The following is a 14909-nucleotide window of genomic DNA, read 5'->3' as shown; positions in this document are numbered from 1 at the left end:
GCTGTCAAATCAAGCTCGCTTCGACTTCACACCCCGCACACTCGACAACCTGGCTTCACCTTCCCGCCTTCACTCATCGCCCACCGCGACTCCCAAAGCGGCATCGGAATCACCCGCGCCAGCAGTCCGTTCGGAACCGCCACCGTGGTGCTTCCGCGTCGCCGGTGTCGTGACCGGTTCGCGAACAGCGAAGGGGCGCGACTATAGCACATCGTTGCGCGGCTTGCCGCGGTGGCGCCGGGAATCGCCGCCACGCCACTTTATGGATAGACTTCGACTGATGTGCAGGCGCGCCCGCCACGCGGAACGGTCGCGATGCGCCAGTGCCGCCCTGCCCCTTCCCAACGATAAAAGTCCCATCATGTCAGCCACCCTTCCCGACGTCTACGAAGACATCCTGATTAATGTCACCCCGTTCGAGACCCGCGTCGCGGTGGTCGCGCAAGGCGCCGTGCAGGAGCTGCACGTCGAACGCAGCATCCAGCGCGGGCACGTCGGCAATATCTATCTTGGCCGCGTGGTGCGCGTGCTGCCAGGCATGCAGAGCGCATTCGTCGATATCGGCCTGGAACGGGCCGCTTTCATCCATATCGCCGACCTGCGCGAGAACCGCGCCGAGCGCAGCCAGGGGCTGAACCCCACGCCCATCGAAAAGCTGCTGTTCGAAGGCCAGACCTTGATGGTGCAGGTGATCAAGGACCCGCTCGGCACGAAAGGAGCGCGGCTGTCGACGCAGATCAGCATGGCCGGCCGTATGCTGGTCTACCTGCCGCACGACCCTCACATCGGCATCTCGCAAAAGATCGACTCCGAGTCGGAACGCACGCTACTGCGCGAACGCCTGCATGCGCTCATGCCCGCCGAGGAAAAAGGGGGATTTATTGTCCGCACCCAGGCGGAGGGCTCCACAGACGAGGAATTGCGCGCGGACCTGGATTACCTGCGCAAACTGTGGGCCAGCGTGCAGGCCGCCGCGCGCAGTCACCCGGCGCCGGCGGTGCTGCACCAGGACCTCACGCTGGCGCAGCGCGTACTGCGCGATATGGTGGGCCCGCACACCGGCATGATTCGCGTGGATTCGCGCACCACCACGGCCCATCTGATCGAATGGGCACGGCTGTATACGCCATCGGTGGTGGACCGCATACACCACTACAGCGGCGAACGGCCGTTGTTCGACACTGCGAATGTGGACGAGGAGATCCAGCGCGCGCTGTCGAGGCGTGTCGACCTGAAATCCGGCGGCTATCTCATCATCGACCAGACCGAGGCGCTGACGACGGTGGACGTGAACACCGGCGGCTTTGTCGGCGGCCGCAATTTCGACGACACGATATTCAAGACGAACCTGGAAGCGGCGCAGGCGATCGCGCGCCAGCTGCGCCTGCGCAATCTGGGCGGCATCGTGATCCTGGATTTCATCGATATGGAAGATGTGGAACACCGCGAAACGGTGTTGGCGGAGCTGCGCAAAGCCCTGGCGCGCGACCGCACGCGCATGACGGTGAACGGCTTCACCCAGTTGGGACTGGTGGAGATGACACGCAAGCGGACCCGCGATTCGCTGGCACACCAGCTGTGCGAATCCTGCCCCACCTGCCAGTCCCGTGGGCATGTGCGCACGGCGCGCACGATCTGCTACGAAATCCTGCGCGAGATCCTGCGCGAGGCGCGCCAGTTCAATCCCAAGGAGTTCCGTATCCTGGCTTCGCAGCAGGTGGTCGATCTATTCCTCGAAGAGGAAAGCCAGCATTTGGCCATGCTGGGCGACTTCGTCGGCAAAACCGTGTCGCTGGAGGTCGAAGCCGCCTACACCCAGGAGCAGTACGATCTGATCCTGATCTAGACGCCCGCGCATTTGCGCGAGCGGGCATGAAAGGTTCCGTCGCGGCCGAAGACTCACGGGCGGAGCCGCGCATCCGGCCCGATGGATCCGGACACCCACACGCCCGTGCGTGCGGGAATGACCGGATCCGCCGCGACCGGAGAGCCAGCCCGGACCGACGCTGGCCCGTGCACGAGGACACTGGCCGATAGCCCGTACGGCCTACCCCGCGAATCCCTTCTGGTCGAGGAATGCCTGTTCCTCGGGCGTCGTCGCCCGGCCCAGTTGCGCGTTGCGATGGGGGAATCGCCCGAAGCGCGCGATGATATCCCGGTGCAGGATGGCGAAGTCCCGGCTGCGGGGATCCAGCCGCTGCGCGAGCTGCACCGAGCGCGCCTGGTCCGCCGGGTCCTCCGAATGTTCGAAAGGCAGATAGAAGAAGACCAGCATGTCCGGCTCGGCCTGCTTGTCCAGGCCCCGGTCGATTGCCCGGCTGGCGAACAGGCGCGCCAGTGGATCGGTGGCATACATATGCGCGCTGCCGCGGAACGCATTGCGTGGATATTGATCCAGCAGGATCAGCAAGGCGAGCATGCCGTGGGCGGTGGCTTCCCAATGATCCAGTTCCCGGCGCGCGGCGGCCAAATGGAACGCGGCGAAGCGATGCGCGAACTCCGCATCGAATGCCGGATCCTTGCTAAACCATTTTTGTGGTCCCGCATCACGCCAGAACTGAATAACGGCGGCCGCGTCCGCGGGGAGATCCTGTTGCGCGAGAGGCATGAAATCCAACTCCCGAAATAGAAAAGCGCAGATTATTCGGTTTCTCGGAATTGCATGCGGTACAGCGACGCGTAAAGGCCGTTCGCGGCCAGCAGGTCCTCGTGGCGGCCTTGCTCCATGACCCGGCCGCCATCCAGCACGACGATCCGGTCGGCGTTCTGCACGGTGGAAAGACGGTGAGCGATCACCAGCGTGGTGCGGCCTTTCATGAGCCGCTCCAGCGAAGCCTGAACCTGCCTTTCCGATTCGTTGTCCAGCGCCGAGGTCGCTTCATCGAGTATCAGGATAGGCGCGTTCTTGATCAGCGCGCGCGCAATGGCCAGCCGCTGCCTCTGGCCGCCCGACAGCCGCGCGGCGTTTTCGCCCACCGCGGTGTGGATGCCATTGGGCAGGCCGTTGACGAAATCCTGCAGGTTGGCGGCTTCCAGGGCCTCCAGCACCTGCTGGTCGCTGGCCTGGCCCAGCGCGCCGTACCCGACGTTGACCGCGATGGTGTCGTCGAAAAGCACGACGTCCTGGCTGACCAGCGACAGGTTCGACCTGAGGCTGCCCAGCGTCAGGTCGCGGATATCGATGCCGTCGACCGATATGTGCCCGGCGGTGGGAGCGACGAACCGCGGAAGCATATTCACCAGCGTCGTCTTGCCGCTGCCGGAGCGTCCGACCAGCGCCACGGTTTCGCCCGGCTGCACCGTGAACGTCACATCGGTAACGGTATCCCGGTTGGCGTCGGGGAAGCGGTGGCACACGCCACGGAACTCGACCAGGCCGCGTACCGGCTGGGGCAGCGTGCGGTCGCCCGTTTCACGTTCCGGCACCTCGTCGATAAGCATGAAGACGCTTTCGGCGGAGACCAGCATGCGCTGCATGCGGCCGGCCAGGTTCGTCAGGCGCTTGACGGGGTCGAACAGCTGCGCCAGGGATGCCATGAAGGCGGCGAAGCTGCCGGCCGTGAGCGTGCCGGCATTGGCCTGCCCGAGAGCGACGGCGATGATGCCGCCGACCGACAAGGCGATGCAGACCTGCGTCAGGGGCGTCATGGCGGCGTCGGCGACCGCGCTGCGCATGGCGAAGCGGCGCAGGCGCGAATTGACATAGCTGAAGCGGCCACGCTCGTACTCGTAGCCGTCGAACAGCTTGATGACGCGCTGACCGTCGATGCCTTCGCCCACCACGCGCGTCAGTTCGGCGTTCATGTTGACGGTTTCGCGGTTGATCTTGCGCAGGCGCCGGATGAAGACCCGCGCGATCAGCACGGAGACGGGCAGCATGACCAGGATGATCAGCGTCAACAGCCAGGACATATAAAGCAGGACGCAGATCAGCGCGACCACGACCAGGCTTTCCCGCACCAGCACGGTAATGACATCCGTGGCATAGCCGGTGACATTGCCGGCGTCGATGGTGAAGCGGTTCAGCAGCCGCCCCGTGTCGCCGCGCTTGAATTGCTCGTCCGGCAGGCCGAGCAGGCGATCGAACATTTCCTGGCGGATGCCGCGGAGGACGTTGTTGGCCACCCACGCCAGCAGGTAGTCGCTGAAGAAGTTGCATACGCCGCGCAGGAAAATCAGGCCTACGACGGCAAGCGGGATCGCCCACACATAGTAGGGCCGGGCACCGCTGAACCCGTCGTCCAGCAAGGGTTTCATGATGACGGCCAGGGTAGGCTGCGTTCCCGCCGCGCCCGCCATCAGCAGGACCGCCAGCAGGAGTGCCTTCCAGTGCGACCCGACGCGCGAATAAATACGTTTCCAGAGCACGGCCTTGACCGGATGCGACCCGGCTGGCCTGGTGCGAGTGGCAGAATTCAAGAAATCTCCCGCTTTTATACAATCGTCCGGGGCATTGTACCGTTGGCCGCATGACCGGCCGACCGGCGGCAAGCCCCCTTCTGCTGCCCTGGCCCACCCTAGCGCCGCCCCGACGCGGCACCCTGCCTTTATGCCATCCGTGACCCGTTTGTATGTGCGACTCCCCAATTGGGTAGGCGATGTCTGCATGAGCCTGCCCGCCCTGCGCCTGCTGCAGGCCGCCGGATTGCCGCTGGTCCTGTGTGCCCGCCCCTGGGCGCGGGACCTGCTCGCCGGCGTGGCGGGCGGGGACGATTTCATCGCCATGCAGGGCCGGTTCTGGGAGGACCGCGGCGCCGTGCGGGCGCACGTGCGGGCCGCCGGCCGCGGGGGTGTGGCGCTGGCGTTGCCGGATTCCCTGTCCAGCGCCGCGGTCTTTCGCCTGGCGGGACTGCCGGTGGCGGGCTACCGGGACGACGGACGCAGCCCGCTGCTGCGCTGGCCGGTACGCAAGCCCGACGCGACGTTGCATGCCGTGCAATCCTGGTACCACCTCGCACGCGAGGCCCTGGGCCGTTGGGGCTTGCCTAGCGGCGCGCCGGAGCCGGCCCCGGAGCTGAAGCTGACGCTGACCGCCACCCACAGGGCGCAAGCCGCGTCCTGCCTGTCCGAGGCGGGGCTGGCACGGGAGCCTTTCGTCCTGATCGCGCCCACGGCCACGGGACTGCATCGTGGCCGCGATAAGGTATGGCCGGGCTACGCCGCGCTGACCCGCGATCTGCAATCGCGCGGCAGGCGTGTCGCCATGTGTCCGCCCCCTGCCGAGGTCGACGCGGCACGCGCCAATGCGCCCGACGCGCTGTTGCTGCCCGCCATGGGACTGGGGGCCTTCGCCGCGCTGACCACCCGGGCCGCCCTGGTGATATGCAACGATTCCGGCGTATCCCATGTAGCTGCGGCGGCCGGGGCGCGGCAGATTACCTTGTTCGGCGTCACCCAACGGGACCGCACCGGACCATGGTCGCCCCGCGCGTGCTGCCTGGGATCCGACCAGGGCTGGCCCGACGTGGCGGAAGTCCTGCGTAACGCAGAGGCAATGTTGAATGGACATAAGGCTGAACATGGGTCCCACGAATTGACAGGCGGCGCGCCGGCCTGAACAATCGTGGAGGTATGTCTATCGTCAGTCTTCTCGCGTATCTCATCATCCCGCTTTATCTGTGCCTGGCGCTCGTCGCGCTGGGTCTGGTACTGGCCCTGTTCCGCTGGCGCAAGACCGGCCTCGTCCTGGCGCTGGCCGGCGCGGCCTGGGCCTATGCCTGGTCCCTGCCCGCGACCACGCTGTGGCTGGGCGGCATCCTTGAAAGCGAATACCCCTATCGGGCGCCCGCCGAATTGCCGACGGCGGACGCCATCGTCGTGCTGGGCGGCAATATCGCCAACGACCGCCAGAACTGGTTCCTGCCCTACGACCGCGAAACGGCCATCCGGCGCTTCCAGACGGCGGAACAACTGTACGACGCCGGCCGCGCCCCGAAGATCGTGCTTTCCGGCGGCGCATTGAGCGGCGACGTCAGCGAAGCGGAGGGCATGGCCCACGCGCTGCGCCAGTCCGGCGTCCCGCGCAGCGCCATGATCCTGGAAAACGACAGCCGGACGACGTATGAGAACGCCATCCTGACGGAAGGCCAGTTAAAGGAGCATGACATCCGCACGGTGCTGCTGGTCACGTCGGCCCTGCACATGCCCCGCGCCATGGCGGCCTTCCGCAAGCAGGGCGTGACGGCGATCCCGGCGCCATCGCAGCCGCAGATTTACCTGCCGGCGTCGGCGTCCATTTCGCCATGGTTGCCGGACGACCGCACTTTCGAGGCCAGCCGCTCCATCATCAAGGAATACACCGGGCTGTTCCTGTACTGGCTGCGGGGGTGGATCTGATGCCCGAAGCGGATGCCCTGCCCTGCCGGCCCGGATGCGGCGCCTGCTGCATCGCGCCGTCGATCACGCGCCCCCTGCCGGGCATGCCGCAGGGCAAGCCAGCCGGCGTGCCTTGCATGCAGTTGACCGACGACATGCGCTGCGCGGTCTTCGGGCAGCCGGAACGGCCGGACTTTTGCGGCGGGCTGCGTCCGGCCGCAGATATGTGCGGCGCCGACCGGGAACACGCCATCGCGTGGCTGGCGCGTCTCGAGCAGGCCACCGCCCCCCAGCCCGCGGGCGGCTTGCCGGGCTAGCCGGGCGCTGCCGCCAGGCGCCCCCCCACCGGGGCGTCGCGGCGCATGCTACCAGCGGCGACGCTTGCGGTCTTCGTAAGGCGTCAGCGTCTTGCGCAGGAAACTGATAATGCCGGTCGATCCGGCGACCAGCACGCGTGGCAGGCCCATCGGGTCGTCCTGGACGTTGGCCAGCCCACGCTTGGTCAGCGTGGCGTTGTCATAGCCGGCCGCGCGCACCATTTCCATGACGGCCGGGTTGTATTCGCCATAGGGATAGCAGAACGCCGTCACCGGGCCGCCCAGCGCGTCTTCCAGTTCGCGGCGCGAGGCGGCGATCTGGCGTCGCGCCTCGTCGGCATGGAGTTGCGGCAAATGAACGTGATCCAGCGTATGTGAACCCACCTCGTTGCCGGCGGCCGCCCACTCACGCATTTCAGCCGCCGACATCAAGGCCGACGGCGGAACGCCATGCGGATGGTCCCAGACGTTGCTGCCGTCGAACTGGCGGGCGACGAAGTAGTTGGTCGCGGTGAAACCGAGTTCGGACAGTACCGGCATCGCGTTGCGGTGCACGTTCCGGTAGCCATCGTCGAAAGTGATGCCGAAGACTTTGCCGGCGCGCTCGCCCCGCAGGTACGGCATTAGATCGCGCATGGACAACCCCCGGTAGCCCAGGCGGCGCATCCAGGCCATTTGCCGCCGGAAGGCGGCGGCGTCGACGGTCAGGCCGCGATAAGGCGTGCCGCGCGGCGGCAGCGCGCCGACCTGGTGGTACATGAGGATAGGGATCGCCATGGCCGCGATTATAGGATCGGGCCGGCCCCGCGAGATGGGCGCGCGAATGCCGGGAGAGCCGGCGAGGCCGGGCCGGCCATGCGAACCCGGCCCGCGGGGAGGCTGCTAGCGGCCGTCCAGCGCCGCCTGGTAGACGGCATATGTCCCTTCCACGAACCGGGCCAGGTTGAATTCGCGCTGGCTTTTTTCCCGCGCGGCGGCGCCCATGACGCCGATGCGGCCGGGATCGGCCAGCATACTCCGCAGCACCTCGGCGATCGCCGCGGGGTCGCGCACCGGGACGACCCAGCCGTCGCACCCGTCCGTGACGTTCTCCGGCAGGCCGCCGACGTTGGATATCAGGGCAGGCAGGCCGAGGGACATGACTTCGCGGCAGGCGAAAGATAGCGCTTCGCGATACGACAGCACGAAACCGACGTCGCACGCCGCCAGGGCGGGACGCACGTCATCCAGCAGGCCCGGGAACACGACCTGGTCCTGCAGGCCGAGCTCGCGCACCCGGGCCATTTTCGCGTCATCGGGCAAGTCGCCGGCGACCAGTACCCGGAAGCACTGGCGTTCGTGGGGCGCAAGCATCGCCAGGCCGGCCAGCAGGTCCAGCCAGCCCTTGTCGTAGTCCGTGCCGCCGGCGCTACCCAGCAGGATCTTGCCCGGCGCAGTGGGGCCGAAATACTTTTCCCGCAGACCAGGGCGCAGCGCGTCCGAAGGCGGCGCGAAATAGTCCGTATCGATGCCATGCCGCACGGTAGAGATCGGCAGACGCCGATACGGCGACCGCCGCAGCAGACCGGCGACGAATTCGCTGACCGCGATGACCCGATCCGTGCCGAAGCGCGCGCGCAGGCGGTGGCCCACGGTGCGCAGTGGCAGGTCATTGTGCTTGGTGAAGATGATGGGAGGACGCTGCATGCCCAGGGTGGCGATCATCGCGAGCCTGTGGTCCGTCGAACCGTTCACGTGGATCAGGTCGAAACCTTCCCGGCGTATCAGTCTGCGCAAGGCGATCGACTCGCTGAACAAGGCGGTCATACGCGAACGGAAGCGGAAGTCGGCCACCCGCACGCCGGGCAACTCGGCCGCGTAGCGGTACAGCCTGCTGGTGGCGGGCGTCGCGACAGTGATGGCATGCGCATGCCGCAGCCCGCGCGCCAGGTTCATGATGTAGGTGACATGCCCCCCGCCATTGCGCGGATGGAAGTTCGTGTAGAGGATTTTCAAGGACGGGGCGCGCCATCGCGAGACGCGTTTTCGGAAAGGAACATCAGCTTGGCATAGCGGAAGAAACTGCCTGAGGCGGACGTCACGGCCAGCACGAGGCCGTGACGGCCATCGAGAAAGCCGCGGCGTATCAGGTAGATGCGGACGAAAGTCCAGAAACCGTGGCCCAGGGCGCCCAGTATGCCGGTGCGCTTGCCGCGCGCGTGCATCATCGCAGCCGCGTCGGACGAATAGCGATTGACTTTGCTGACCAGCGCATACAGGTTGGGATAGGGATAGTGAAGGAAGTGCCCACGCAGCCGGCCGGTGGGCCCGGGCCTGGCCGGAACGACTTTTTCGTGCACCGCGGCATCGCTGAAGCGGGCGCTGCCGCGGCGGAACAAGCGCAGCACGTAGTCCGGCCACCACCCGCTGTGGCGGATAAAGCGCCCGCAGAAGTCGGACAGGCGCGCAATCTCGTAGGCGTCGCAGGCGGGCGCGGCAATGGCTTCCCGGATGGCCAGCGCCAGCTCGGGGGTGACCCGTTCGTCCGCGTCGATGGACAGCACCCACTCGCCCTGCGCCAAGGCCAGCGCGCGGTTTTTCTGCGGACCGAAACCGGGCCAATCGTGGGTTTGTTCCACGGTCGCCCCCATCGCGCGCGCCAGTTCTACGGTGTTGTCGGTACTGCCGGAATCCACCACGATGAACTCGTCGGCGAACGCGACCGAATCCAGGCAGGCGACGATGTTCGCCGCCTCGTTCTTGGTAATGACGATCACCGAGAGCTTCATGCGCGTCCTCTCAGCCGGCGCTTCCAGGCTTTCCAGGCGTGATAGCGCGGCCCCCAGACGGGATGCCCGCCCAGCCACAGGCGACGCGCCAGCCATCGCCCGGGTTGGTCGCGCACCGCGAAGCGGTAGATATGCTCGGGGTCGCCCCCCGCTGTATTCTGCCCCAGGGCATCCGTGGTGTAGAAATAGCGGAACCCTGCCCGGCGCCCTGCATCCAGGTAATCGTCGTCGAAATAGCCCTGCGGCCAGCACAGGTGCGGACTCTGCTCGCCCAACCGTTCGCCCAGTACCGCGCGCGAGCGCTGCAATTCTTCGGCGATACGATCCCGCTTGCCATCGACGTCCGTGCCGCACACTTTGTCCCAGCGCGTGTGGGTATGCGTGTGGCTATGGAACTCGAAGGTGCCGGCGGCGCGCATGGCTTCGATCTCGCTCCAGCGCGCCATGACTTCGTCCGCCCGCTGGCCGGCGATGGCAGCCTTGCAGGCGGCGTGGTCGGGTACCGCGGGCGCACCCGCCTGTCCCGCCGTGGGCCGCACCGGGCCGTCGCCTATCCATCCCGTCACGATGAACATCACGGCATGCATGCCGTAACGGTGCAGAATGGGATGGGCATGGACCCAGTTATCCAGGTAGCCGTCATCGAAGGTAATCAGGACGGATTTTTCCGGAACCGGCTCGCCGGCCAGATGGGCGGCGAAGCGGTCGGCAGACAGCGCGGTATAGCCGGACCTCGCCAGCCGCTGGATCTGGCTTTCGAAGTGCGCGGGCGTGGCGGCAATCATGCCGCCCGCCGGGGTGACGTGGTGGTACATCAGCACGGGCACATTGTGCGCGCGCTTCATCGCCGCCGCTCCGCCAGCCATTTGCGATAGATCAGTTCAGTGCGCTCGGCCAGGCGCTGCGGCGAGAACACGCCCTCTTCGCGGATCATGCGCCGGCCGGCTTCGCCCATCTGCCTGCGCAGCGCGGGATCGTCGATCAGCCGCCGCAGGGCATCGGTCAGCGCGGCCTGGTCCTTGGACGGCACCAGAAAGCCGCTGACCCCATCGCGGAACATCTCGGAAACGCCGCCGACATTGGTGCCGACGACGGGCAGCCCGCTGGCTTGCGCCTCGACGTAGACCGTGCCGGACGCTTCCTGCTCGGTCGCCAGCGCGAACAGGTCAAAGCCCGCCAGCAGGTTGGGCACGTCGCGGCGCGTGCCCATCAGGTGAATGCGCGACTGCAGCCCCAACTCGTCGATATAGGCCCGCACGCGTTCGAACGTGGGCGAACCGCTGCCGACAAAGACCAGATGCAGATCGGGTCGGGTGACCATCAGCGGCCGCATGGCGTCGATCAGGGCGACGTGGCCCTTGGCCGGCCGCATGACGGCGACGCATCCGACCACGATATCGGTGTCGGCCAGGCCGAGCTCGTCGCGCAAGGTGGATTTTTCGATGGGCGGCGGCGGGACGATGGGCGAATACAGCGTGGCCACGTGCTCGCGCGGCACGCCGCGCGTGATCAGGTATTCGCGGACGTGGTCGCTGACCGTCGTGACGCGATGCGGCAGTATGGTGTACGACCACATCGATCCCACCTTGCTGGCCAGGTGGCGGGTGCGCACGATAAGCGGCGTGCCGGCCATGCGCGCCGCCGGCGCCGCAATGACGGTGTCGCGCCGGCTGTGGGTGTTCAGTACATCGAAGCGGCCTTCGCGCAGGATGCGCCGGATTGCCGCGATGCCCTTGAAGTAGTTCGGCACGCCATCCATGTCGACCTGGTGGACGGTGAAGCCTTCATCGGTCAGCCGCTTGACCAGTTGGGCGCGCGACTGGCAGATGGCCTCCATATGATGGCCGCGCTCGCGCATGGCGATCATCTCCTTGAAGATGCGGTGCTCTTGCCCGCCAAAGGAGACCGCAGCCTCGGAATGGACGATGCGTAAGGGTGTCATGAGTAGGAGATCTCCACGCTTTCCGGGCGTGTCCATTCATTGAGCCGGTCCAGCAGCGCGTCGGCCATGCGCACGCGCCAGTCTTCTCCCAGCCTTACCGTGCATAGAAAGTTGTCGCGCGTGTAGATCACTTCCACGGGCGTTCCGGGCACACCGTTTTCCGGCTCGGCGCGATAGGGATTGAGCAGCTTGCGCAGATGTTCGGCGTCGGCGTTGCCGTTCAGGCGGATGCGCAGCGACCGCGCGCGCGCTTCGCGCGCCAGCTGCAGGTCGAACAAGGATTCGGCGACGATGCGCATGCCGCCGGAATACTCATCGTTGCTGACCTTGCCATGGACGATCAGCAGTTGGTCCTCACGCAGGCGATTGCGATGTTTTTCATAGAGTTCATTGAAGATGGAGATTTCGACCTGCGCCGTTCCGTCGTCCAGGACGGCGAACACCATCTTGCCGCGCCGCGTCATCATGGCGCGCACGCCCGACAGCACGCCGCACATCCATTGCGGTTCGCGCTGCGGTTCCAGGCGCGCAAGCGTCATGGGGACAATGCGCCGCACTTCGTCGCGCCAGGCGTCGAAAAGATGGCCGCTGAAGTAGTAGCCCAGCGCGGATTTTTCCTCGGTCAGACGCGTATGCAGGTTCCAGGGCGCGACCTTGGCCAATTCGCTGGCCACGACATCGCTGGCGTCGTCGCCAAACAGAGAGACCTGATTGGCGCTGCGCGCGGCCTGTTCGGCGGCCTCCATGGCGGTGGGCACGGACGCCAGCAAGGCGGCACGGTTCGGCTCGATCCCATCGAAGGCCCCGGCCTTGATCAGGGCCTCGACGGTGCGGCGGTTGACCGAATGCTTGTCGACTCGGCGGCAGAAATCGAAAAGATCGCGAAAGGGACCGCCTTCCTGGCGGGCGCGGACGATGTCCTCCACCGCGCCCTGGCCGGTGCCCTTCACGGCGCCCAGGCCGTAGCGCATGGTGCGGGGCGGCAAGCCCTTGGCGGTACGCGCGTCGGCCACCGGCTCGAAGCGGTAGCCCGATGCGTTCACGTCCGGCGGCAGTACTTCCACGCCGTTTTCCGTGGCATCGCGCCAGAAAATCTGCACCTTGTCGGTGTCGTCCATGTCCGAGGACAGGGTCGCGGCCAGGAATTCGGCCGGATGGTAAGCCTTGAGCCAGGCGGTCTGGTAGGCGATCAGCGCGTAGGCCGCCGAGTGCGACTTGTTGAAGCCGTAACCCGCGAACTTCTCCATCAGGTCGAAAAGCTTGACCGCCAGGTTGGGATCATGCCCCTTGGCTTCCGCGCCCTTTTGGAAAAGCTCGCGATGCTTGGCCATTTCCTCGGGCTTTTTCTTGCCCATGGCCCGGCGCAGCAGGTCGGCGCCGCCCAGCGAATAGCCGCCGATGATCTGCGAGATCAACATCACCTGTTCCTGGTAGACGATGACCCCGTAAGTGCTCTTGAGCGTGCCTTCCAGATCCGGATGGAAGTAGTCGACGGGCGCGCGTCCGTGCTTGCGGTTGACGAAATCGTCCACCATGCCGGATTCCAGCGGACCGGGACGGTACAGCGCCAGCATGGCGATGACGTCTTCGAAGGTATTGGGCCGCAGCTTCTTGAGCAGCTCCTTCATGCCGCGCGATTCCAGCTGGAACACCGCGGTGGTATTGGCGTCCGTCAATATCTTGTAGGCCGCCGGATCGTCCAGCGGCACCGCCATGATGTCGAAGTCGCGCTTGTCCTCGTTGAACTGCCGCACATAGCGCACGGCCCAGTCCAGGATGGTCAGGTTGCGCAGGCCCAGGAAGTCGAACTTCACCAGGCCTGCAGCCTCCACGTCGTCCTTGTCGAACTGGGATACCGCGCTGTTTTCCTGGCCCGGCTGGCAGTACAGCGGGCAGAAATCGGTGAGCTTGCCGGGGGCGATGAGCACGCCGCCGGCATGCATGCCGATGTTGCGGGTCAGGCCTTCGAGCGGTTGCGCCAGGTCGACCAGGCCGCGGACTTCCTCTTCCTGCTCGTAGCGCTCTTTGAAAGCCGGCTCGTCCTTGAGCGTGCGTTCAAGCGTCCACGGATCGGCGGGGTTGAAGGGAATAAGCTTGGACAGGCCGTCGCAGAACATATACGGCATGTCCAGAACGCGGCCGGCGTCGCGTACCACGGCCTTGGCGCCCAGCGTACCGAAGGTAGCGATCTGGCTGACCGCGTCACGGCCGTATTTTTCCTTGACGTAGTCGATGACCCGTTCGCGATTGTCCTGGCAGAAATCGATATCGAAGTCGGGCATGGACACCCGCTCCGGATTCAGGAAGCGTTCGAACAGCAGGTCGTAGCGGATGGGATCCAGATCGGTAATGCCCAGCGCATATGCCACCAGCGAGCCGGCGCCCGACCCCCGGCCCGGTCCCACCGGAACGCCGTTGTTCTTGCCCCAGTTGATGAAGTCCTGCACGATCAGGAAGTAACCCGGAAAGCCCATCTGGATGATGGTCTTGCATTCCCAGCGCAAGCGCTCGAAGTAGGCGTCGCGCTTGGCGTTGCGATCTTCTTCGTTCGGAAACAGGAACAGCAGCCGCTTTTCCAGGCCCTGCTCGGACAGCTGGACCAGGTAGTCGTCCAGGGTGACCCCTTCCGGCGTCGGGAAGTTCGGCAGCCGGGGCTTGCCCAGCACCAGCGTCAGGTTGCAGCGGCGCGCGATTTCCACCGTATTGGCCAGGGCCGAGGGCCCGTCGGCGAAGCGCCGCGCCATTTCCTGGCTATCCAGCATGTACTGGTCCGGCGTGAAACGCCGGACGCGGCGGGGATTGGCCAGGATTTCGCCTTCCGCGATGCAGACCCGCGCCTCGTGCGACTGGAACTCGTGCTTGTCCAGAAATTGGACGGGATGCGTGGCGACCACCGGCAGGTGGCAGTCGCCCGCCAGGCGCAGGGCGGCCTGGACATAGGCTTCGTCGCCGTCCATACCGGCGCGCTGAAGCTCGATGTAATAGGCATCGGGAAAAGCCTGGGCCCACTGGCGCGCCAGCATCTGGGCCTGCGCCGCATTGCCGGCTTCCAGGGCCTGGCCGACATCGCCGGCGCGCCCGCCGGACAGGACGATCAGCCCCGCGGCCTGCTGCACCCATTCGCGCCGGATCTCCGCCCGCCCCTTGTGCTGGTTGGTCAGATAGGCGCGGCTTAGCAGGTCGCAAAGGTTCAGGTAGCCCTGGCGGTCCCGCACCAGCAGCAACAGGCGATGCGGTTTGTCGCGATCGTCGTCGTTGGTCAGCCAGACGTCGCTGCCGGCGACCGGCTTGATGCCCGCGCCGCGCGCTGCCTTGTAGAACTTGATCAGGCCGAACAGGTTGGACAGGTCCGTCAGGGCCACGGCTGGCTGGCCCAGCTTGGCGGCGCGCTTGACGAGATCGGAAATACGGACCGTGCCGTCCACCACCGAAAATTCGGAGTGGACACGCAGATGTACAAAGGGGGACGGGGCGACGACGGCTTCTTCTGACATGTCCGCGATTGTACTCAGCAGACCGCGCGATGGACCGCGCCTGCGCCATCCGATGTGCCACCGGCGGGCCGGC

General features: G+C 66.1%; 12 protein-coding genes. 4 read left to right on the top strand and 8 right to left on the bottom strand.

Features of this window, described 5'->3' with window-relative positions; genetic code table 11:
- The first annotated feature begins 361 nt into the window (after positions 1 to 361).
- A complete protein-coding gene (rng, locus tag ACO1P8_RS06385; RefSeq protein WP_486295073.1) occupies positions 362 to 1846 on the top strand; it encodes a ribonuclease G in 1485 nt (494 codons plus the stop codon).
- Positions 1847 to 2047: 201 nt separating this feature from the next.
- Here the strand turns inward: rng and ACO1P8_RS06380 are convergent, their stop codons facing one another.
- Entirely contained in the window at positions 2048 to 2608 is a 561-nt protein-coding gene (locus ACO1P8_RS06380; RefSeq protein ID WP_486295072.1) for a DUF924 family protein, read from the bottom strand.
- Between the two features lie 32 nt (positions 2609 to 2640).
- Positions 2641 to 4419, bottom strand: a complete 1779-nt coding sequence (msbA, locus tag ACO1P8_RS06375; protein WP_486295071.1) for a lipid A export permease/ATP-binding protein MsbA — start codon at positions 4417 to 4419, stop codon at positions 2641 to 2643.
- A 130-nt stretch (positions 4420 to 4549) separates the two neighbouring features.
- Between msbA and ACO1P8_RS06370 the strand changes: the two genes are divergently transcribed.
- Genes ACO1P8_RS06370 through ACO1P8_RS06360 form a run of 3 tightly spaced genes read left to right on the top strand, consistent with a single transcriptional unit; the run spans position 4550 to position 6632 of the window.
- Entirely contained in the window at positions 4550 to 5557 is a 1008-nt protein-coding gene (locus tag ACO1P8_RS06370; protein ID WP_486295070.1) for a glycosyltransferase family 9 protein, read from the top strand.
- Positions 5558 to 5571: 14 nt separating this feature from the next.
- The gene (locus ACO1P8_RS06365) at positions 5572 to 6336 is read left to right on the top strand and encodes a YdcF family protein (RefSeq protein ID WP_486295069.1); all 765 of its coding nucleotides are present in this window, start codon (positions 5572 to 5574) and stop codon (positions 6334 to 6336) included.
- Positions 6336 to 6632 carry a YkgJ family cysteine cluster protein gene (locus ACO1P8_RS06360; protein WP_486295068.1) on the top strand — a complete coding sequence of 99 codons (297 nt, stop codon included), beginning with the start codon at positions 6336 to 6338 and terminating at the stop codon, positions 6630 to 6632. The genes ACO1P8_RS06365 and ACO1P8_RS06360 overlap by 1 nt, the downstream gene beginning before the upstream one ends.
- Before the next feature lie 48 nt (positions 6633 to 6680).
- On the opposite strand, the gene ACO1P8_RS06355 is transcribed toward ACO1P8_RS06360, so the two are convergent.
- The 6 genes from ACO1P8_RS06355 to dnaE all read right to left on the bottom strand — a co-directional run bounded on the left by ACO1P8_RS06355 (position 6681) and on the right by dnaE (position 14836).
- A complete protein-coding gene (locus tag ACO1P8_RS06355; RefSeq protein WP_486295067.1) occupies positions 6681 to 7409 on the bottom strand; it encodes a polysaccharide deacetylase family protein in 729 nt (242 codons plus the stop codon).
- Between the two features lie 105 nt (positions 7410 to 7514).
- Positions 7515 to 8627 carry a glycosyltransferase family 4 protein gene (locus ACO1P8_RS06350; RefSeq protein WP_486295066.1) on the bottom strand — a complete coding sequence of 371 codons (1113 nt, stop codon included), beginning with the start codon at positions 8625 to 8627 and terminating at the stop codon, positions 7515 to 7517.
- Complete coding sequence (locus ACO1P8_RS06345; RefSeq protein ID WP_486295065.1) at positions 8624 to 9400, bottom strand: glycosyltransferase family 2 protein; 777 nt, start codon at positions 9398 to 9400, stop codon at positions 8624 to 8626. Before ACO1P8_RS06345 ends, ACO1P8_RS06350 begins: the two co-directional genes overlap by 4 nt.
- Positions 9397 to 10245, bottom strand: coding sequence for a polysaccharide deacetylase family protein (locus ACO1P8_RS06340; protein WP_486295064.1), 849 nt, complete (start codon positions 10243 to 10245; stop codon positions 9397 to 9399). The genes ACO1P8_RS06345 and ACO1P8_RS06340 overlap by 4 nt, the downstream gene beginning before the upstream one ends.
- Positions 10242 to 11342 (bottom strand): glycosyltransferase family 4 protein, encoded by a 1101-nt coding sequence (locus ACO1P8_RS06335; RefSeq protein WP_486295063.1) that lies wholly within the window; start codon positions 11340 to 11342, stop codon positions 10242 to 10244. The genes ACO1P8_RS06340 and ACO1P8_RS06335 overlap by 4 nt, the downstream gene beginning before the upstream one ends.
- Complete coding sequence (gene dnaE, locus ACO1P8_RS06330) at positions 11339 to 14836, bottom strand: DNA polymerase III subunit alpha (protein WP_486295062.1); 3498 nt, start codon at positions 14834 to 14836, stop codon at positions 11339 to 11341. Before dnaE ends, ACO1P8_RS06335 begins: the two co-directional genes overlap by 4 nt.
- Between the last annotated feature and the right edge of the window lie 73 nt (positions 14837 to 14909).

The organism is Bordetella sp. (assembly GCF_057362025.1).
The sequence above is the reverse complement of the archived record's forward strand: the minus strand, read 5'-3'. Positions and strand labels throughout refer to the sequence as shown.

Bases quoted from the DNA above. Each gene is read 5' to 3' on its own strand.
- rng (WP_486295073.1), top strand. From the start codon at position 362: ATGTCAGCCACCCTTCCCGACGTCTACGAAGACATCCTGATTAATGTC.
- ACO1P8_RS06335 (WP_486295063.1), bottom strand. From the start codon at position 11,342: ATGACACCCTTACGCATCGTCCATTCCGAGGCTGCGGTCTCCTTTGGC.
- ACO1P8_RS06355 (WP_486295067.1), bottom strand. From the start codon at position 7,409: ATGGCGATCCCTATCCTCATGTACCACCAGGTCGGCGCGCTGCCGCCG.
- ACO1P8_RS06365 (WP_486295069.1), top strand. From the start codon at position 5,572: ATGTCTATCGTCAGTCTTCTCGCGTATCTCATCATCCCGCTTTATCTG.
- ACO1P8_RS06345 (WP_486295065.1), bottom strand. From the start codon at position 9,400: ATGAAGCTCTCGGTGATCGTCATTACCAAGAACGAGGCGGCGAACATC.
- ACO1P8_RS06370 (WP_486295070.1), top strand. From the start codon at position 4,550: ATGCCATCCGTGACCCGTTTGTATGTGCGACTCCCCAATTGGGTAGGC.
- ACO1P8_RS06340 (WP_486295064.1), bottom strand. From the start codon at position 10,245: ATGAAGCGCGCGCACAATGTGCCCGTGCTGATGTACCACCACGTCACC.
- ACO1P8_RS06360 (WP_486295068.1), top strand. From the start codon at position 6,336: ATGCCCGAAGCGGATGCCCTGCCCTGCCGGCCCGGATGCGGCGCCTGC.
- ACO1P8_RS06380 (WP_486295072.1), bottom strand. From the start codon at position 2,608: ATGCCTCTCGCGCAACAGGATCTCCCCGCGGACGCGGCCGCCGTTATT.
- dnaE (WP_486295062.1), bottom strand. From the start codon at position 14,836: ATGTCAGAAGAAGCCGTCGTCGCCCCGTCCCCCTTTGTACATCTGCGT.